This window comes from Streptomyces sp. NBC_01268, assembly GCF_036240795.1.
Taxonomy (GTDB): Bacteria; Actinomycetota; Actinomycetes; order Streptomycetales; family Streptomycetaceae; genus Streptomyces.
This window is the reverse complement of the sequence record NZ_CP108454.1, coordinates 4,949,108-4,965,440: the sequence shown is the minus strand read 5'-3', so window position 1 is coordinate 4,965,440 and position 16,333 is coordinate 4,949,108. Positions and strand designations below refer to the sequence as shown.

The 16,333-nt window shown below is 68.7% G+C and carries 24 protein-coding genes; 2 read left to right on the top strand and 22 right to left on the bottom strand.

Features of this window, described 5'->3' with window-relative positions:
- Positions 1-169: 169 nt before the first annotated feature.
- Positions 170-577, bottom strand: coding sequence for a winged helix-turn-helix transcriptional regulator (locus OG309_RS22420; RefSeq protein ID WP_329423223.1), 408 nt, complete (start codon positions 575-577; stop codon positions 170-172).
- Positions 578-691: 114 nt separating this feature from the next.
- Between OG309_RS22420 and OG309_RS22415 the strand changes: the two genes are divergently transcribed.
- Positions 692-1,630 carry an NADP-dependent oxidoreductase gene (locus OG309_RS22415; protein ID WP_329423222.1) on the top strand — a complete coding sequence of 313 codons (939 nt, stop codon included), beginning with the start codon at positions 692-694 and terminating at the stop codon, positions 1,628-1,630.
- A gap of 19 nt (positions 1,631-1,649) precedes the next feature.
- On the opposite strand, the gene OG309_RS22410 is transcribed toward OG309_RS22415, so the two are convergent.
- Positions 1,650-3,272 carry an ABC-F family ATP-binding cassette domain-containing protein gene (locus tag OG309_RS22410; RefSeq protein ID WP_329423221.1) on the bottom strand — a complete coding sequence of 541 codons (1,623 nt, stop codon included), beginning with the start codon at positions 3,270-3,272 and terminating at the stop codon, positions 1,650-1,652.
- Positions 3,273-3,328: 56 nt separating this feature from the next.
- On the opposite strand from OG309_RS22410, the gene OG309_RS22405 reads away from it, so the two are divergent.
- Entirely contained in the window at positions 3,329-4,294 is a 966-nt protein-coding gene (locus OG309_RS22405; protein ID WP_329423220.1) for a hypothetical protein, read from the top strand.
- On the opposite strand, the gene truA is transcribed toward OG309_RS22405, so the two are convergent.
- The 20 genes from truA to rplN all read right to left on the bottom strand — a co-directional run bounded on the left by truA (position 4,265) and on the right by rplN (position 16,277).
- Complete coding sequence (gene truA, locus OG309_RS22400; protein WP_329423219.1) at positions 4,265-5,122, bottom strand: tRNA pseudouridine(38-40) synthase TruA; 858 nt, start codon at positions 5,120-5,122, stop codon at positions 4,265-4,267. The genes OG309_RS22405 and truA overlap by 30 nt on opposite strands.
- Before the next feature lie 86 nt (positions 5,123-5,208).
- Complete coding sequence (gene rplQ / locus OG309_RS22395; protein ID WP_132912420.1) at positions 5,209-5,673, bottom strand: 50S ribosomal protein L17; 465 nt, start codon at positions 5,671-5,673, stop codon at positions 5,209-5,211.
- Between the two features lie 180 nt (positions 5,674-5,853).
- Positions 5,854-6,876, bottom strand: a complete 1,023-nt coding sequence (locus OG309_RS22390; protein WP_003966937.1) for a DNA-directed RNA polymerase subunit alpha — start codon at positions 6,874-6,876, stop codon at positions 5,854-5,856.
- Between the two features lie 139 nt (positions 6,877-7,015).
- On the bottom strand, positions 7,016-7,420 hold the full coding sequence (gene rpsK, locus OG309_RS22385) for a 30S ribosomal protein S11 (protein WP_003956432.1): 405 nt from the start codon (positions 7,418-7,420) through the stop codon (positions 7,016-7,018).
- Positions 7,421-7,486: 66 nt separating this feature from the next.
- The gene (gene rpsM / locus OG309_RS22380) at positions 7,487-7,867 is read right to left on the bottom strand and encodes a 30S ribosomal protein S13 (protein ID WP_015035595.1); all 381 of its coding nucleotides are present in this window, start codon (positions 7,865-7,867) and stop codon (positions 7,487-7,489) included.
- A gap of 206 nt (positions 7,868-8,073) precedes the next feature.
- Positions 8,074-8,187, bottom strand: coding sequence for a 50S ribosomal protein L36 (gene rpmJ, locus OG309_RS22375; protein ID WP_003956441.1), 114 nt, complete (start codon positions 8,185-8,187; stop codon positions 8,074-8,076).
- A gap of 64 nt (positions 8,188-8,251) precedes the next feature.
- The gene (infA, locus tag OG309_RS22370; RefSeq protein ID WP_003956442.1) at positions 8,252-8,473 is read right to left on the bottom strand and encodes a translation initiation factor IF-1; all 222 of its coding nucleotides are present in this window, start codon (positions 8,471-8,473) and stop codon (positions 8,252-8,254) included.
- 380 nt (positions 8,474-8,853) lie between these two features.
- On the bottom strand, positions 8,854-9,705 hold the full coding sequence (gene map, locus OG309_RS22365) for a type I methionyl aminopeptidase (protein WP_329423218.1): 852 nt from the start codon (positions 9,703-9,705) through the stop codon (positions 8,854-8,856).
- Between the two features lie 106 nt (positions 9,706-9,811).
- Positions 9,812-10,459, bottom strand: coding sequence for an adenylate kinase (locus OG309_RS22360; RefSeq protein WP_329423217.1), 648 nt, complete (start codon positions 10,457-10,459; stop codon positions 9,812-9,814).
- Positions 10,459-11,778, bottom strand: coding sequence for a preprotein translocase subunit SecY (gene secY / locus OG309_RS22355; RefSeq protein ID WP_329423216.1), 1,320 nt, complete (start codon positions 11,776-11,778; stop codon positions 10,459-10,461). The genes OG309_RS22360 and secY overlap by 1 nt, the downstream gene beginning before the upstream one ends.
- Positions 11,779-11,992: 214 nt before the next feature.
- On the bottom strand, positions 11,993-12,448 hold the full coding sequence (gene rplO, locus OG309_RS22350) for a 50S ribosomal protein L15 (RefSeq protein WP_329423215.1): 456 nt from the start codon (positions 12,446-12,448) through the stop codon (positions 11,993-11,995).
- 1 nt (position 12,449) lies between these two features.
- Positions 12,450-12,632: a 50S ribosomal protein L30 gene (gene rpmD, locus OG309_RS22345; RefSeq protein ID WP_005313525.1), complete on the bottom strand. Its 183-nt coding sequence runs from the start codon at positions 12,630-12,632 to the stop codon at positions 12,450-12,452.
- Positions 12,632-13,234, bottom strand: coding sequence for a 30S ribosomal protein S5 (gene rpsE, locus OG309_RS22340; protein WP_135332562.1), 603 nt, complete (start codon positions 13,232-13,234; stop codon positions 12,632-12,634). Before rpsE ends, rpmD begins: the two co-directional genes overlap by 1 nt.
- Positions 13,235-13,279: 45 nt before the next feature.
- Positions 13,280-13,663 (bottom strand): 50S ribosomal protein L18, encoded by a 384-nt coding sequence (gene rplR, locus OG309_RS22335; RefSeq protein WP_329423214.1) that lies wholly within the window; start codon positions 13,661-13,663, stop codon positions 13,280-13,282.
- Positions 13,664-13,666: 3 nt separating this feature from the next.
- Entirely contained in the window at positions 13,667-14,206 is a 540-nt protein-coding gene (gene rplF, locus OG309_RS22330; RefSeq protein WP_329423213.1) for a 50S ribosomal protein L6, read from the bottom strand.
- A gap of 21 nt (positions 14,207-14,227) precedes the next feature.
- Positions 14,228-14,626, bottom strand: a complete 399-nt coding sequence (gene rpsH, locus OG309_RS22325) for a 30S ribosomal protein S8 (protein WP_015035585.1) — start codon at positions 14,624-14,626, stop codon at positions 14,228-14,230.
- Positions 14,627-14,849: 223 nt separating this feature from the next.
- Positions 14,850-15,035 (bottom strand): type Z 30S ribosomal protein S14, encoded by a 186-nt coding sequence (locus tag OG309_RS22320; protein ID WP_003948630.1) that lies wholly within the window; start codon positions 15,033-15,035, stop codon positions 14,850-14,852.
- Between the two features lie 5 nt (positions 15,036-15,040).
- Positions 15,041-15,598, bottom strand: coding sequence for a 50S ribosomal protein L5 (gene rplE, locus OG309_RS22315; protein WP_329428483.1), 558 nt, complete (start codon positions 15,596-15,598; stop codon positions 15,041-15,043).
- Positions 15,595-15,906 (bottom strand): 50S ribosomal protein L24, encoded by a 312-nt coding sequence (gene rplX, locus OG309_RS22310; protein WP_329423212.1) that lies wholly within the window; start codon positions 15,904-15,906, stop codon positions 15,595-15,597. The genes rplE and rplX overlap by 4 nt, the downstream gene beginning before the upstream one ends.
- 2 nt (positions 15,907-15,908) lie before the next feature.
- The gene (rplN, locus tag OG309_RS22305; protein WP_003956455.1) at positions 15,909-16,277 is read right to left on the bottom strand and encodes a 50S ribosomal protein L14; all 369 of its coding nucleotides are present in this window, start codon (positions 16,275-16,277) and stop codon (positions 15,909-15,911) included.
- Positions 16,278-16,333: the final 56 nt, after the last annotated feature.

Sequence of the window (16,333 nt, the reverse complement as noted above, 5' to 3'; positions counted from 1 at the left end):
AGACACACCTGAAGCGATCATGCAGCTGGGGCCTGCACTGCCGGGACACCGCCCGTATGCGAGCCACTGGTAACTGCTCCAGGGAACCTGCGCAACGGCCCTTCGCGTGAGAACGACGAAGCCAGTACGCATAACAAAGCAGAAGCGTACCCGGGCTCCCCCGGGCGGGTCAAAACGCGTCGGCGCCGCCGTCGTACGCCTCCCTCGCGGAGACGACCTCCTCGATGTGCCCGTCCGCCCACTCCTTCACGGCCCGCACCACCGGCAGCAGGCTCTCGCCGAGCGGGGTCAGGGCGTAGTCGACCCGTACGGGTACGCAGGGGGTGACCGTCCGGGCGACGAGGCCGTCCCGCTCCAGGCCCCGCAAGGTCTGCGTGAGCATCTTCTGGCTGACCCCGGCGACCTTGCGCCCCAGCTCGGCGTAGCGGCGCGGGCCGTCCGCGAGGGCGTTCAGGAGCAGCGTGACCCACTTGTCGGAGAGCCGGTCGAGGAGCTGCCGGGCGGGGCACTCGGCGAGATACGCGTCATAGGCGCGCCGGGCCTCGTCACGGCGCTCGGCGGCGGTGCGGGTGCCCATCGGCACGCTCCTTCCGGTGCGGTACGCACTCCCGGGTACGTACTTCCCGACGGAGAGTAGCTCTCCCTAGGTTCGTGGGGTCAGCACACCGCTCCCCCAGGGAAGGCCCCGGCCATGCGCGCTCTCGTCATCGACTCCTTCGGCGGCCCCGAGGTCCTGCGGATCGCCGAGGTCCCGGTGCCCACGACGGGACCCGGAAGGGTCCGGATCAGGGTCGAGGCCGCCACCGTCCACCCGGTCGACCTCGCGACCCGCTCGGGCGTCCTCGCGGAGGCCGGCCTGATGGCCGGCCGGGGCCGCACCGGCCTCGGCTGGGACGTCGCCGGCGTCGTCGACCGGACCGGCCCCGGCGTGACCGGTCTCGCACCCGGCGACCGGGTCATCGGCCTGAACGACCGCCTGGACGTGCCGCTCGGCACCCAGGCGGAGTACGTGGTCCTGGACGCCCACGCCCTCGCCCCAGCCCCCGCGGAGCTCGACCCGGCGTCCGCCGCGACCCTGCCACTGGCCGGGCTCACCGCCCTCCAGGCCCTGGACGCGCTGGACCTGCCCGCCGGGGAGACGGTCCTGGTCACGGGCGCGGCGGGCGCGGTCGGCGGCTACGCCGTGCAACTGGCCGCCGCGCGCGGCCTGCGGATCGTGGCGACGGCCCGTACGGGCGACGAGGCCCTGGTCCGGGGCCTGGGCGCCGCGCTGTTCGTGCCCGCCGACGCCCCGCGCCTCGGCGAGGCCGTCCGGGAGCTGGTCCCCGGCGGCGTGGCCGCCGCCCTGGACGGCGCCGTCCTCGGGGCCGCGGCCCTGGACGCGGTCCGCACCGGAGGCGCCTTCGCGGCCCTGGTGGCCGGCGGCGCCCCGTACCCCCTGCGGGGCATCCGGGTCGTCCCGGTCTGGGTCCGCGCCGACCCGGCCGGCCTCGCCCGCCTGGCGGCCCTCGCCGACCGGGGCGCCCTCACCCCGCGCCTGGCCGGGACCCTCCCCCTCGCGCAGGCCGCCCGGGCGCACCGGCGCCTGGCGGAGGGCGGCCTGCGTGGGCGCCTGGTGCTGGTGCCGTAGGTGCTGCGGGAGGGCGCGCCTACCGGGCCCGCTCCACCCGCCGCTCGTCCCACACCGGCTCCGGCGTCTCGCGGACCACGCCGTCCGAGCCGAAGACCAGGTAGCGGTCGAAGGAGCGGGCGAACCAGCGGTCGTGGGTGACGGCCAGGACCGTGCCGTCGTAGGACTCCAGACCGTCCTGGAGGGCCTCCGCCGACTCCAGGTCCAGGTTGTCCGTCGGCTCGTCCAGGAGCAGGGCGGTGGTGCCGGCCAGCTCCAGGAGGAGGATCTGGAAGCGGGCCTGCTGGCCGCCGGAGAGCTTGTCGAAGGGCTGGTCGCCCTGACGCTCCAGCTCGTAGCGGCGCAGCATCGACATCGCGGCGCCGCGGTCCTTGGCGTGCTCCGTCCACAGGATGTCGACGAGGGGCCGGCCGAAGAGCTCCGGGTGGGCGTGGGTCTGCGCGAAGTGCCCGGGGACGACCCGCGCGCCCAGCTTCCAGGTGCCCGTGTGGGCCACCGAGGGGTCGCCGGCCAGCAGGCGCAGGAAGTGCGACTTGCCGGAGCCGTTGGAGCCCAGGACGGCGACCCGCTCCCCGTAGAAGATCTCCAGGGAGAAGGGCTTCATCAGGCCGGTGAGCTCCAGGTTCTCGGCCGTGAAGGCCCGCACCCCGGTGCGCCCGCCGCGCAGCCGCATCCGGATGTCCTGCTCGCGCGGCGGCTCCGGCGGCGGGCCCGCCTCCTCGAACTTCTTCAGCCGGGTCTGCGCCGCCGCGTAGCGCGAGGCCATCTCGTGGCTGACCGCGGCCGCCTGCCGCAGGTTGACCACCAGCTTCTTCAGCTGGGCGTGCTTCTCCTCCCAGCGCCGCTTGAGCTCCTCGAAGCGGGCGAACCGCTCCCGCCGCGCCTCGTGGAAGGTGTCGAAGCCGCCGCCGTGCACCCACACGTCGGACCCGGCCGGGCCGGGCTCCACGGCCACGATCTTCTGCGCGCCCCGGGAGAGCAGCTCCCGGTCGTGGGAGATGAAGAGCACGGTCTTGCGGGTCTCCCGCAGCCGCTCCTCCAGCCAGCGCTTGCCGGGGACGTCCAGGTAGTTGTCCGGCTCGTCGAGCAGCAGCACCTCGTCGTTGCCGCGCAGCAGGTACTCCAGGACCAGCCGCTTCTGCTCGCCGCCGCTGAGCGTGCGCACCTGGCGGAACTGCGCCTTGTCGTACGGGACGCCCATCGCGGCCGTCGTGCAGATGTCCCAGAGGGTCTCGAACTCGTACCCGTGGACCTCGGCCCAGTCGCTGAGGGCCTGCGCGTACGCCATCTGCGCGGCCTCGTCGTCGACGGTCATGATCCGGTGCTCGGCCTCGTCGACCGCCTTCGCGGCGGCCTTGATGCGCGCGGGCGCCACCGAGACCAGCAGGTCGCGGACGGTGGACGCGTCCCGCACGGAGCCCACGAACTGCGGCATCACGCCGAGCCCGCCGCTGACGGTGACGGTGCCGCCGTGCGGCTGGAGCTCACCGGCGATCATCCGGAGCAAGGTCGTCTTGCCGGCGCCGTTGGCCCCGACCAGGGCGACGACGGCGCCCTCTCCGACCCGGAAGGAGGCGTCCCCGAGCAGGACCCTCCCGTCCGGAAGGTAGTACTCCAGATGCGCGGCCTCGACATGTCCCATGAGGGGCATTGTCACCGCCCGACCCGTGTGATCCCAAGCGGATTAGGATGCGCGGCATGAGCTTTGGGGGACCACAGTGGCCGCAGCAGGGCCCGGAACAGCAGCAGCCGTACGGACAGCAGCCGCCGCCGCAGGCGTGGCAGAACGGCCCGCAGGGGGGCTTCCAGGGGCCTGGGCAGGCCGGCCCGACGCAGCCGAACCCCTTCCCGGGGGCGCAGCCCGGGCACACCCCGGACTGGGGCGCCCTCGCGGAGGCCTCGGCCGCCCGTAACAAGCGCAAGCGCGGCCTGGTCATCGGCGGCGGCGTCCTCGCGGTGCTCGCCGTGGGCGCGGTCGTCGCCACCGCCGTCGTGCTCACCAACAAGAGCAACGACGAGGCCAAGAACGGCGGGCCCACCCCGACCGGCTCGGCCGCCCCCACGGACTCCGCCAGCCCGGCGCCGACCTTCTCCTCGGTCGCCCCGCTGCCTCCGCCGAACCCGATGGACTTCCTCACCGACGCGAAGAAGGACAAGGCGCCGCTGAGCGCCGAGGGCCTCTTCCCGGGCAAGAAGCTGACCATGAACGGGCGCCCCTACCAGAAGGGCGCGACCGCCTCGACGACGAACTGCGCCGCCGTCACCCAGGGCGGCCTCGGCTCCGTCCTGAAGGCCAACGGCTGCACCCGGGTGATCCGCGCCACGTACGTGAAGGACGGCGTCGCCGTCACCGTCGGGGTGGCCGTCTTCCCCACCGACGACCAGGCGCTCAAGGCGAAGAAGCAGGCGGGCGGCGGCATCGCGCCGCTCACCGGCGCCGGCGTCGGCGACTTCTGCCACCAGACGGTCTGCCTGCGCCGCACCAACTCGGTCGGCCGGTACGTCTACCTCACCCAGACCGGCTTCACCAACGGCACCAAGGTCACCACGGGCGACAAGGCGGTCTTCCAGACCGCCGACGACCTGGGCACCTTCGCGTTCAACCAGATCTACGCCCGGGGCCGCGCCCAGGCCTCAGCAGCAGCCGGCGCTCCCCGGGAGTGAGCGCTTGTTGCGCGCCTCCTTGTTGCGGGCGGCGAGCTGGTCGTCGGCGGGGTAGCCGACCTCTTCGAGGGTGAGGCCGTGCGGCCGTACGACGTGCACGGCCGAGTCCCGCACACCCGCGGCGAGCACCTTGCCGGGCCACTCCACCGGCCGGTGCCCGTCGCCCACGAAGAGCAGCGCGCCGACCAGCGACCGGACCATGTTGTGGCAGAAGGCGTCGGCCTTGACCGTGGCCTCCAGCACACCGTCCGGGCGCCGCTCCCAGCGCAGCTCCTGGAGCGTGCGGATGGTGGTGGCGCCCTCCCGCCGCTTGCAGTAGGCGGCGAAGTCGTGCTCGCCGACGAGCCGCTCGGCGGCGGCGTTCATGGCGTCCATGTCGAGGGCCCAGTCGTGCCACAGGACGTGTCCGCGCAGCAGCGGGTCGACGCCGCCGGGGTTGTCGGTGACGCGGTAGGCGTAGCGGCGCCAGATCGCCGAGAAGCGCGCGTTGAAGCCCTCCGGGGCCTCGGTCAGCCGCCACACCCGCACGTCGTGCGAGAGGCGCCCCGCGAGCCGCCGCAGCAGCTTGTCGTGGTGCTCCTCCCACAGGGCGACGGGCAGATCGACGTGGGCGACCTGGCCGCGGGCGTGCACACCGGCGTCGGTGCGGCCGGCGACGGTGAGCTCGTACGTCTCCTTGGAGCGGGTGACCGTCTTCAGGGCGTCCTCGATGTCGCCCTGCACGGTGCGCTGCCCCTGGGCCTGCTTGGCCCAACCGGAGAAGTCCTTGCCGTCGTACGAAAGGTCCAGCCGTACCCGTACGAAACCGGGCTGCACGTCGTCGCTCACGCGCCTCATCCTCTCCATGCCTGTACGCGCGGAACGGGCCCGCACCCCGAGGGGTGCGGGCCCGCACACGAGATCGTTCAGAACGCTCAGGCGTCCTGGGCGTCCTCGGTCTTGACCTCGGCGGCCTCGTCGGCCTCCTTGACGGCACGCTTGGTGGCGGCCTCGGCCTCGGCGACGGTCGCCTTCTTGGCGATCTCGCCCTCGACCAGCTCGATCACGGCCATCGGGGCGTTGTCGCCACGACGGTTGCCGATCTTGGTGATACGGGTGTAACCACCCGGACGCTCCGAGTAGCGCGGGGCGATCTCGGTGAAGAGGGTGTGGACGATGCCCTTGTCGGTGATCGTCTGCAGCACCAGGCGACGGTTGTGGATGTCGCCCTTCTTCGCCTTGGTGATGAGGCGCTCGGCGACGGGACGCAGGCGACGGGCCTTGGCCTCGGTCGTCGTGATGCGGCCGTGCTCGAACAGCGACTTCGCCAGGTTGGCGAGCAGCAGCTTCTCGTGAGCGGCGGAACCGCCGAGGCGGGCACCCTTCGCGGGACGCGGCATGGTGATTCTCCTAGGTGTCTGCCCCGGCCGTGTGAGGTACCGGGGTCAGTATCCGAGCAGGCGGTCGCCTGTCGGAGATCCGGACAAGCCCCGAAGGGGCGAGTCCGGAAGGGGCGCGGGGAGCTGCGCGATCGAGCACAGCGCTCCCGCACCCGAGTACGGACCGTGAGGTCCGAGCTCTCAGTACTGCTCGGTCTCGACGAAACCGGCGTCCGCGTCGTCGTCGGCGCCGAAGGCGTCGGCGGCGGCGGTCGGGTCGAATCCGGGCGGGCTGTCCTTGAGGGCCAGGCCCATGCCGGCCAGCTTCGCCTTGACCTCGTCGATCGACTTCGCACCGAAGTTGCGGATGTCGAGCAGGTCGGCCTCGGAACGCGCCACGAGCTCACCCACGGAGTGGATGCCCTCGCGCTTGAGGCAGTTGTACGAACGAACGGTGAGCTCGAGCTCCTCGATCGGCAGCGCGAGGTCGGCGGCGAGGGCGGCGTCCGTGGGGGACGGGCCCATGTCGATGCCCTCGGCGTCGATGTTGAGCTCGCGCGCCAGACCGAACAGCTCGACCAGGGTCTTGCCGGCGGACGCCATGGCGTCACGCGGGCGCATGGCCTGCTTGGTCTCGACGTCGACGATCAGCTTGTCGAAGTCGGTGCGCTGCTCGACACGGGTCGCCTCGACCTTGTACGTGACCTTGAGCACCGGCGAGTAGATGGAGTCGACCGGGATACGGCCGATCTCCTGGCCCACCTGCTTGTTCTGCACGGCGGAGACGTAGCCGCGACCGCGCTCGACGGTCAGCTCCATCTCCAGCTTGCCCTTGCCGTTGAGCGTGGCGAGGACGAGGTCGGGGTTGTGCACCTCGACACCGGCCGGGGGCGCGATGTCGGCGGCGGTGACCAGACCCGGACCCTGCTTGCGCAGGTACATCACGACCGGCTCGTCGTGCTCCGAGGAGACGACCAGCTGCTTGATGTTCAGGATGAGGTCGGTGACGTCCTCCTTGACGCCCGGCACGGTGGTGAACTCGTGCAGGACACCGTCGATGCGGATGCTGGTGACAGCAGCGCCGGGGATCGACGAGAGGAGGGTGCGGCGGAGGGAGTTGCCGAGGGTGTAGCCGAAGCCCGGCTCCAGCGGCTCGATGACGAACCGGGAGCGGAACTCGTCGACGACCTCTTCGGTCAGCGAAGGACGCTGAGCGATAAGCATGTCTTCGTTTCCTTCGTTTGTGGACGCCCACTATTTGACGCCCGACAGGTACTGCGAGGTACAGCCAAGGGTACGGGCGGCACGTCCCCATACGGGGTCGTACCGCCCGGACACTCAAAGACGCACAGGCGTCGCTGCGTCAGACGCGGCGGCGCTTCGGCGGACGGCAGCCGTTGTGCGGGGTGGGGGTGACGTCCTGGATCGAACCGACCTCGAGGCCCGTGGCCTGGAGGGAGCGGATCGCGGTCTCACGGCCGGAGCCGGGACCCTTGACGAAGACGTCGACCTTGCGCATGCCGTGCTCCTGCGCGCGGCGGGCGGCCGACTCGGCGGCCATCTGCGCGGCGAAGGGGGTGGACTTGCGCGAGCCCTTGAAGCCGACGTGGCCGGCGGAGGCCCAGGAGATCACGTTGCCGGACGGGTCCGTGATCGAGACGATCGTGTTGTTGAACGTGCTCTTGATGTGAGCGTGCCCGTGAGCGACGTTCTTCTTTTCCTTGCGGCGCACCTTCTTGGCAGCGCCCTGACGACCCTTGGGGGGCATCTCTTACTCCTACGGGAGGTGGTCGGTCCTACAGCGAAGACCGCTTGGTCAAGCGTCCGCTGAGGACTACTTCTTGCCCGGCTTCTTCTTGCCGGCGATGGCGCGACGCGGGCCCTTGCGGGTACGAGCGTTCGTGCTGGTGCGCTGGCCGCGGACGGGCAGGCCACGACGGTGGCGCAGGCCCTGGTAGCAGCCGATCTCGACCTTGCGGCGGATGTCGGCGGCGATCTCGCGACGGAGGTCACCCTCGGTCTGGAGGTTGGCGTCCACGTACTCGCGGATCTTGACGAGGTCTTCCTCGGCAAGGTCGCGGACACGGGTGGACGGGTTCACGCCGGTCGCGGCGAGAATCTCCTCGGACCGGGTACGCCCGATGCCGAAGACGTAGGTGAGTGCGACCACCACGCGCTTTTCGCGCGGGATGTCAACACCGGAAACGCGTGCCATTCAATGGCTCCTGTGTTCTCGGGGGTCTGCTGCAGAACCGCTCCCGACCGCCGACCGCCCTGTTTCCAGGGAAGTGGTACGAACCGGGTCCCCGGCCCCCGCCGGAGGTGTCGTCAACCGTGCGATCACGGCCCGACGGGCTCTGCGTATGTACGTGTTGCTATGCGTCGCGCGAAGACTGCGAAATGCAGGTCGGTCGGCGTGCGTCAGCCCTGGCGCTGCTTGTGGCGCAGGTTGTCGCAGATGACCATGACCCGGCCGTGGCGGCGGATCACCTTGCACTTGTCGCAGATCTTCTTGACGCTCGGCTTGACCTTCATGGGATGTGAGGTTCTCCGGGTCAGTGCTCACGACCCGCGCGGGGCGCGCGGGTGCGGGCAAGATCTACTTGTACCGGTAGACGATCCGGCCACGCGTCAGGTCGTACGGAGACAGCTCCACGACGACCCGGTCGTCCGGAAGGATTCGGATGTAGTGCATCCGCATCTTGCCGGAGATGTGCGCGAGGACCTTGTGACCGTTCTGGAGTTCCACCTTGAACATGGCGTTCGGCAGGGACTCGATCACGGTGCCCTCGATTTCGATGGCACCTTGCTTCTTGGCCACGCTTCGCCTTTCGAATCGGCTACCTTGATCGACTCTCGCACCGGGTGCGGACACACGGGTACACGAGAGCCGACGCATCAGTCTACGTCAGGGCTTTCCAAAAGACGAATCCGGGAAGTGTGCCCACCGTAGAAGATCGTTACGCAGGGGCGCTCGAAGCGCCCCCGCCCTACTGCGCCAGCGGATCCGGCGCCGCGACGACGCCCAGCTCCGCCGGCTTCGCCTTGCCGCCGACGGTCCTGCCGCACGCCGCCCTCGCGGGCTCGGCGCCTGGGGCGCCTCACATGCTTCGGCCGGCTGCGTCGGACTCCGTCCGCCGGCCACGGCCACGGCCGGACCCCGGGCAGTGGTGCCGCCGGGCGACCAGGACCGGAGCTCCGCTACGCCAGCGGATCCGGCGCCGCGACGACGCCCAGCTCCGCCAGCTTCGCCTTGCCGCCGTCGACCGCCGTGAGGACCAGCGGGCCCTCCTCGGTCAGGGCGATCGAGTGCTCCCAGTGCGAGGACCAGGTGCCGTCGGTCGTGATGACCGTCCAGTCGTCGGAGAGGACCTCGGTCTGCGGGGTGCCGAGGGAGACCATCGGCTCGATCGCCAGGCAGAGGCCGGGGACCAGCTTCGGGCCCTTGCCGCGCTTGCGGGCCACGTAGTTCAGCAGGTGCGGGTCCATGTGCATCTCGGTGCCGATGCCGTGGCCGCCGTAGTCCTCGATGATCCCGTAGCGGCCGAGGCTGTGGTCGCCGACGGCCGGCCGCGGCTGACGCTTGATGTACGTCTCGATCGCCTTGGAGATGTCGACGAGCCGGTTGCCCAGCTTCATGGCCGCGATGCCGGCCCACATCGACTCCTCGGTCACCCGGGAGAGCTCGACCAGCTCGGGCGCGTGCCCGGTGCCCACGAAGGCGGTGTAGGCCGCGTCGCCGTGCCAGCCGTCGATGATCGCGCCGGCGTCGATCGAGATGATGTCGCCGTCCTTCAGGACGGTCTTCTCGTCGGGGATGCCGTGGACGACGACCTCGTTGACCGAGGTGCAGATCGTCGCGGGGAAGCCGCCGTACCCCAGGAAGTTCGACTTGGCGCCGTGGTCGGCGATCACCTTGCGGGCGACCTCGTCCAGGTCGCGGGTGGTCGCACCGGGCACCGCCGCCTCGCGGGTGGCCGCGTGGATGGCCGCGACGACCAGCCCCGCCTCGCGCATCTTCGCGATCTGCTCGGGGGTCTTGATCTGCACCATCGTGACGGGGGCCTTCCTTGCGAGTACTGCGTGTGTACGGGACAGAACAACGATACGGCCGCGGCGCCCCTGACGGGCACCGCGGCCGTATCGGACGAACCGTGGGTTACTTCTTCAGCGCTTCCATCGCACGCCCCGTGACCTCGTCCACCTTGCCGAGCGCGGAGATCGTCACGACCAGGTCCTGCGCACGGTAGTAGTCGATGATCGGCTCGGTCTGCGTGTGGTAGACCTCCAGGCGCCGCCGGACGGTCTCCTCGGAGTCGTCGTCGCGCTGGTACAGCTCGCCGCCGCAGACGTCGCAGACGCCCTCGGACTGGGGAGCGTTGTACGACACGTGGAACACGTGCGAAGAGTCGTTGCGGCAGATGCGGCGACCCGCGATCCGCTTCACGACCTCGTCCTCGGGGACCTCCAGGTCCAGGACCGCGTCCAGCTGCATGTCCTCGGTCTTGAGGACAGCGTCCAGAGCCTCGGCCTGGGCCACGTTGCGCGGGAACCCGTCGAGCAGGAAGCCGTTCACGGCGTCGTCCTGCTCCATGCGGTCCTTGGCCATCCCGATGGTCACCTCGTCCGGGACGAGGTCGCCGGCGTCCATGAACGCCTTCGCCTTCAGGCCCAGCTCGGTGCCCTGCGAGATGTTGGCACGGAACAGGTCACCCGTGGAGATGTGCGGGATGTCCAGGTTCTTGGCAAGGAACGCGGCCTGCGTTCCCTTGCCGGCCCCGGGCGGTCCGACGAGGACGATTCGCATCAGCGGAGGAACCCTTCGTAATTGCGCTGCTGGAGCTGGCTCTCGATCTGCTTCACGGTCTCAAGACCCACACCCACGATGATGAGGATGCTCGTCCCGCCGAACGGGAAGTTGGCATTGGCGCCACCGAAGCCTGCCAACGCCATCGTCGGCACAAGAGCGATCAGACCCAGATACAGCGAGCCCGGCCAAGTGATCCTGTTGAGCACGTAGCTCAGGTACTCGGCAGTAGGACGACCGGCCCGGATACCCGGGATGAAGCCACCATACTTCTTCATGTTGTCGGCAACTTCCTCGGGGTTGAACGAGATCGCCACGTAGAAGAAGGCGAAGAACACGATCAGGAGGAAGTACGCGGCGATGTAGTAGGGGTGGTCACCCTTGACGAAGTGGGCTTCGATCCAGGTCTTCCACCCGGCGGTCGAGTTCGAGAACTGCGCGACCAGCGCCGGGATGTAGAGCAGCGACGAGGCGAAGATGACAGGAATCACACCTGCCTGGTTCACCTTGAGCGGGATGTAAGTGGACGTACCGCCGTACGACCTTCGGCCGATCATGCGCTTCGCGTACTGCACCGGGATGCGGCGCTGGGCCTGCTCGACGAAGACGACGAGGGCCACCATGACGAAGCCGATGACGATGACGGTGCCGAACTCGATCCAGCCCTTGGCCAGCTTGCCGCTCTCCTTGATGGCCCAGAGGGCGCCGGGGAAGCCGGCGGCGATCGAGATGAACATCAGGATGGACATGCCGTTGCCGATGCCGCGGTCGGTGATGAGCTCACCGAGCCACATGACCACACCGGTACCGGCGGTCATCGTGATGACCATGGTGGCGGTAGTGAAGATCGACTGGTCGGGGACGACCTGGTTCGCGACGGAGCAGCCGCTGAAGAGCGCGCCCGTCCGAGCCGTTGCGACGAGGCCGGTGCCCTGGAGGATGGCGAGGGCGACCGTCAGATAACGCGTGTACTGCGTGATCTTGGCGGTGCCGGACTGCCCCTCCTTCTTGAGGGCTTCCAGGCGCGGGATGACGACGGTCAGCAGCTGCAGGATGATGCTCGCCGTGATGTACGGCATGATGCCGAGCGCGAAGATGGTGATCTGCAGCAGCGCCCCGCCACTGAACATGTTGACCAAACCGAACAGGCTGTTGTTGCCCTGCTTCGCCTGGTCCACACACTGCTGCACGGCCTCGTAGCTGACGCCCGGCACGGGGATGTGTGCCCCGAGGCGGTACAGCACGATGATGCCCAGCGTGAAGAGCAGCTTCTTGCGCAGGTCGGGCGTCTTGAACGCCCGGGCGAACGCGGTGAGCACGGTGCCTCCTGCGACCCCCGCGCACGTGCGTCAGAGGTGACGGTCTTGAGGTTCGACGAATATGAATCCGTCCGGAGAACACGCGGGCATACCGCACGCACTCTAGGACAGTGGACGCCACCTTACCGGCGACTATGGCCCCCTAGGAACGACCAACCGGGGATGCCCCTTTTGGGAGGCATCCCCGGTCGGATGTTCAGGCCATCGAGTCGTCTCAGACGAGCTCGGTGACAGTGCCGCCGGCAGCGGCGATCTTCTCCTTGGCGGAGCCGGAGACGGCGTCGACCGTCACCTGCAGCGCCACGGAGACCTCGCCGGCGCCGAGCACCTTGACGAGCTGGTTCTTACGAACCGCACCCTTGGCGACCAGATCGGCCACCGTGACCTCGCCACCCTGCGGGTAGAGCGCGGCCAGCTTGTCCAGGTTCACGACCTGGTACTCGGTGCGGAACGGGTTCTTGAAGCCCTTGAGCTTCGGGAGACGCATGTGGAGGGGCATCTGGCCACCCTCGAAGCGCTCCGGAACCTGGTAACGGGCCTTGGTGCCCTTGGTACCACGACCGGCCGTCTTACCCTTCGACGCCTCACCACGACCCACACGGGTCTTCGCGGTCTTGGCGCCGGGGGCGGGACGGAGGTTGTGGGCCTTCAGCGGGTTGCTCTCCGCCATGTCAGTCAACCTCCTCGACCGTCACGAGGTGGCGGACGGTGTGCACCATGCCGCGGAACTCGGGGCGGTCCTCCTTGACAACCACGTCGTTCAGGCGCTTGAGCCCGAGCGAACGCAGGGTGTCGCGGTGGTTCTGCTTGCTGCCGATGTACGACTTCGTCTGCGTGATCTTGAGGCGGGCCATTACGCACCCGCCCCGGCACGCGCACGAAGCAGAGCCGCGGGGGCGACGTCCTCGAGGGGCAGACCACGGCGAGCCGCGATCTCCTCGGGACGCTGCAGGCCCTTGAGGGCCGCCACGGTCGCGTGCACGATGTTGATCGCGTTGTCGGAGCCGAGCGACTTCGACAGGATGTCGTGCACGCCGGCGCACTCGAGCACGGCACGCACCGGGCCACCGGCGATAACACCGGTACCGGGGGAAGCCGGCTTGAGCAGGACGACGCCCGCAGCCTTCTCGCCCTGGATCGGGTGCGGGATGGTGCCCTGGATACGGGGGACCTTGAAGAAGTGCTTCTTGGCCTCCTCAACACCCTTGGCGATGGCGGCCGGCACCTCCTTGGCCTTGCCGTAACCGACACCCACGGTGCCGTCACCGTCGCCCACCACGACCAGCGCGGTGAAGCTGAAGCGGCGACCACCCTTGACTACCTTGGCGACGCGGTTGATCGCGACAACGCGCTCAACGTACGCGGTCTTCTCGGCGGCAGCGCCACCGTCGCGGCCCTTCCGGTCCCGCCGCTCGCCGCCACCGGCACCGCTTCCGCGGCGCTGGGGTCCAGCCATTGGATTACCTCTCTCTGTTACGTCCGTTAGTCCCGGAACCGGGGCTTAGAACTTCAGCCCGGCTTCGCGGGCGGCGTCAGCCAGAGCGGCAATGCGCCCGGCGTACCTGTTGCCACCACGGTCGAACACGACGGTCTCGACACCGGCGGCCTTGGCGCGCTCAGCGACCAGGGCGCCGACCTGCTTGGCCTGCGCGGACTTGTCACCCTCGCCGCCACGGATCGACGCGTCCAGGTTCGACGCGGACGCAAGGGTGTGACCCTTGAGGTCGTCGATGACCTGAGCGGTGATACCGCGGTTGGAACGCGTCACGACGAGGCGCGGACGCTCCGCCGTACCCGACACGTGCTTGCGGATGCGCAGGTGACGGCGCGCCTTGGCAGCGCGCTTGTAAGCGTCGCCCTTGGCGATCTTCACACCGTATGCCATGGCTTACTTACCAGCCTTTCCGACCTTGCGGCGGATGACCTCGCCCGCGTACTTGACGCCCTTGGCCTTGTACGGGTCGGGCTTGCGCAGCTTGCGGATGTTGGCGGCGACCTCGCCGACCTTCTGCTTGTCGATGCCCTCGACCGCGAACTTGGTCGGCGACTCGACCTTGAACGAGATGCCCTCGGGCGCCTCGATCATGATCGGGTGGCTGTAGCCGAGCTGGAACTCCAGACCGGAGCCCTTCGCGGCCACGCGGTAACCGACACCGCTGATCTCGAGCGCCTTGACGTAACCCTGGGTCACACCGGTGATCATGTTGGCCACCAGCGTGCGGGACAGGCCGTGGAGGGCCTTGTTCTGACGCTCGTCGTTCGGACGGGTGACGTTGAGAACGCCGTCCTCGCCCTTAACGATCTCGATCGGCGCGGCGACGGTGTGGCTCAGGGTGCCCTTGGAACCCTTCACCGTGACCGTGCGGCCCTCGATGGTGACGTCCACGCCGGCGGGAACCTGGATAGGCAGCTTGCCAATACGCGACATTAGCTATTCCTCCGTTCCCGACTACCAGACGTAGGCGAGGACTTCCCCACCTACGCCCTTCTTGCCTGCCTGCTGGCCGGTCAGGAGACCGTGGGACGTGGAGATGATCGCCACGCCCAGGCCGCCGAGAACCTTCGGCAGGTTGGTGGACTTCGCGTAAACCCGGAGGCCGGGCTTCGAGATCCGCTTGATGCCCGCGATGGAGCGCTCACGGTTCGGACCGAACTTGAGCTCGAGGACGAGGTTCTTGCCGACCTCGGCGTCCTCGACCTTCCAGCCCGTGATGAAGCCCTCCTGCTGGAGGATTTCCGCGATGTGAGACTTGATCTTGCTGTGCGGCATCGTCACGGAGTCGTGGTATGCCGAGTTCGCGTTACGCAGACGAGTCAGCATGTCCGCGATCGGATCAGTCATGGTCATGAATTGGCCTTCGGCCTCTCTCGCCGGGGTTTCCTGTATGCGCCATCCCTCTCCCCACACAGGGGCGGGACGGGTGCGGCGCGGGGACCTACGGCGTAGTAAGTCGTACGGGCGGCGGACGCCCAACCCCACTAGCCTAAGCCATGCGGGGCTGGACGGCCGCCAACCCAGTGCTTACCGAGAGACTCCGGTCATTCACCAACGCCCAAAGGGCGAAGGGGAATTACCAGGAGCTCTTGGTCACGCCCGGCAGCTCGCCACGGTGAGCCATCTCACGAAGGCACACGCGGCACAGGCCGAACTTGCGGTACACGGAGTGAGGGCGACCGCAGCGCTGGCAGCGGGTGTAGCCCCGCACACCGAACTTGGGCTTGCGGGCAGCCTTCGCGATGAGAGCCTTCTTCGCCATCTCGCTTACGCCTCCTTGAACGGGAAGCCGAGGTGACGGAGAAGCGCGCGGCCCTCGTCGTCGTTGGTCGCCGTGGTGACCACGGTGATGTCCATACCCCGGGTACGGTCGATCTTGTCCTGGTCGATCTCGTGGAACATGACCTGCTCCGTGAGACCGAAGGTGTAGTTGCCACGGCCGTCGAACTGCTTCGGGGACAGGCCGCGGAAGTCGCGGATGCGCGGAAGCGCGAGCGACAGGGTGCGGTCCAGGAACTCCCACATGCGGTCGCCACGGAGGGTGACGTGCGCACCGATCGGCTGACCCTCGCGCAGCTTGAACTGCGCGATGGACTTGCGGGCCTTGGTGACGGCCGGCTTCTGACCGGTGATGGTGGTCAGGTCACGGACGGCACCGTCCATGAGCTTCGAGTCACGGGCGGCGTCGCCGACACCCATGTTGACCACGATCTTCACGAGGCCGGGGATCTGCATGACGTTCTCGTACTTGAACTCGTCGTGCAGCTTGCCCGCGATCTCCTCGCGGTACTTCGTCTTGAGACGCGGAGTGGTGGTAGCCATCAGATGTCCTCACCCGTCCGCTTGGCAACGCGGATCTTGTTGCCCTCGTCGTCGAAGCGGTAACCGACACGCGTGACGACCTTCTTGCCGTCCTTCTCCACGACCAGCTGGACGTTGGAGACGTGGACCGGAGCCTCGGTCGTCACGATGCCGCCGGCCTGCGAGGGGCCGGCCTTGGTGTGCTTCTTGACCCGGTTGACACCCTCGACCAGGACACGGTTCTCAGTAGGGAAGGCCGTGATGACCTTGCCCTGCTTGCCCTTGTCCTTACCGGTGATGACCTGGACCAGGTCGCCCTTCTTGATCTTCATGCTTACAGCACCTCCGGCGCGAGCGAGATGATCTTCATGAACTTCTTCTCGCGCAGCTCACGGCCCACCGGGCCGAAGATACGGGTGCCGCGAGGGTCGCCGTCGTTCTTCAGAATGACGGCGGCGTTCTCGTCGAAGCGGATGTACGAGCCGTCCTGGCGGCGGCGCTCCTTGACGGTGCGAACGATGACCGCCTTGACGACGTCACCCTTCTTCACGTTGCCACCGGGGATCGCGTCCTTGACGGTGGCGACGATGACGTCACCGATGCCCGCGTAGCGGCGACCCGAGCCACCGAGAACACGGATGCAAAGGATCTCCTTGGCACCAGTGTTGTCGGCGACACGCAGTCGCGACTCCTGCTGGATCACGTCTATCTCCTGATTGTCTGCCGGTTCCCCGCCGGGGGCCACGGCGCTCGGTCAGA

Coding starts and splice junctions, on each gene's coding strand:
- rplF (WP_329423213.1), bottom strand. CDS start 14,206: ATGTCGCGTATTGGCAAGCTGCCTATCCAGGTTCCCGCCGGCGTGGAC.
- rplO (WP_329423215.1), bottom strand. CDS start 12,448: ATGGCGGAGAGCAACCCGCTGAAGGCCCACAACCTCCGTCCCGCCCCC.
- OG309_RS22360 (WP_329423217.1), bottom strand. CDS start 10,459: ATGCGAATCGTCCTCGTCGGACCGCCCGGGGCCGGCAAGGGAACGCAG.
- rpsE (WP_135332562.1), bottom strand. CDS start 13,234: ATGGCTGGACCCCAGCGCCGCGGAAGCGGTGCCGGTGGCGGCGAGCGG.
- rpmJ (WP_003956441.1), bottom strand. CDS start 8,187: ATGAAGGTCAAGCCGAGCGTCAAGAAGATCTGCGACAAGTGCAAGGTG.
- map (WP_329423218.1), bottom strand. CDS start 9,705: ATGGTGCAGATCAAGACCCCCGAGCAGATCGCGAAGATGCGCGAGGCG.
- OG309_RS22410 (WP_329423221.1), bottom strand. CDS start 3,272: ATGGGACATGTCGAGGCCGCGCATCTGGAGTACTACCTTCCGGACGGG.
- rplX (WP_329423212.1), bottom strand. CDS start 15,906: ATGAAGATCAAGAAGGGCGACCTGGTCCAGGTCATCACCGGTAAGGAC.
- rpsH (WP_015035585.1), bottom strand. CDS start 14,626: ATGACCATGACTGATCCGATCGCGGACATGCTGACTCGTCTGCGTAAC.
- rplQ (WP_132912420.1), bottom strand. CDS start 5,673: ATGCCGCGTCCCGCGAAGGGTGCCCGCCTCGGCGGTTCCGCCGCTCAC.
- OG309_RS22415 (WP_329423222.1), top strand. CDS start 692: ATGCGCGCTCTCGTCATCGACTCCTTCGGCGGCCCCGAGGTCCTGCGG.
- OG309_RS22405 (WP_329423220.1), top strand. CDS start 3,329: ATGAGCTTTGGGGGACCACAGTGGCCGCAGCAGGGCCCGGAACAGCAG.
- rpsK (WP_003956432.1), bottom strand. CDS start 7,420: ATGCCCCCCAAGGGTCGTCAGGGCGCTGCCAAGAAGGTGCGCCGCAAG.
- rpmD (WP_005313525.1), bottom strand. CDS start 12,632: ATGGCCCGCCTCAAGATCACGCAGACGAAGTCGTACATCGGCAGCAAG.
- OG309_RS22390 (WP_003966937.1), bottom strand. CDS start 6,876: ATGCTTATCGCTCAGCGTCCTTCGCTGACCGAAGAGGTCGTCGACGAG.
- rpsM (WP_015035595.1), bottom strand. CDS start 7,867: ATGGCACGCGTTTCCGGTGTTGACATCCCGCGCGAAAAGCGCGTGGTG.
- OG309_RS22420 (WP_329423223.1), bottom strand. CDS start 577: ATGGGCACCCGCACCGCCGCCGAGCGCCGTGACGAGGCCCGGCGCGCC.
- rplR (WP_329423214.1), bottom strand. CDS start 13,663: ATGGCATACGGTGTGAAGATCGCCAAGGGCGACGCTTACAAGCGCGCT.
- OG309_RS22320 (WP_003948630.1), bottom strand. CDS start 15,035: ATGGCGAAGAAGGCTCTCATCGCGAAGGCTGCCCGCAAGCCCAAGTTC.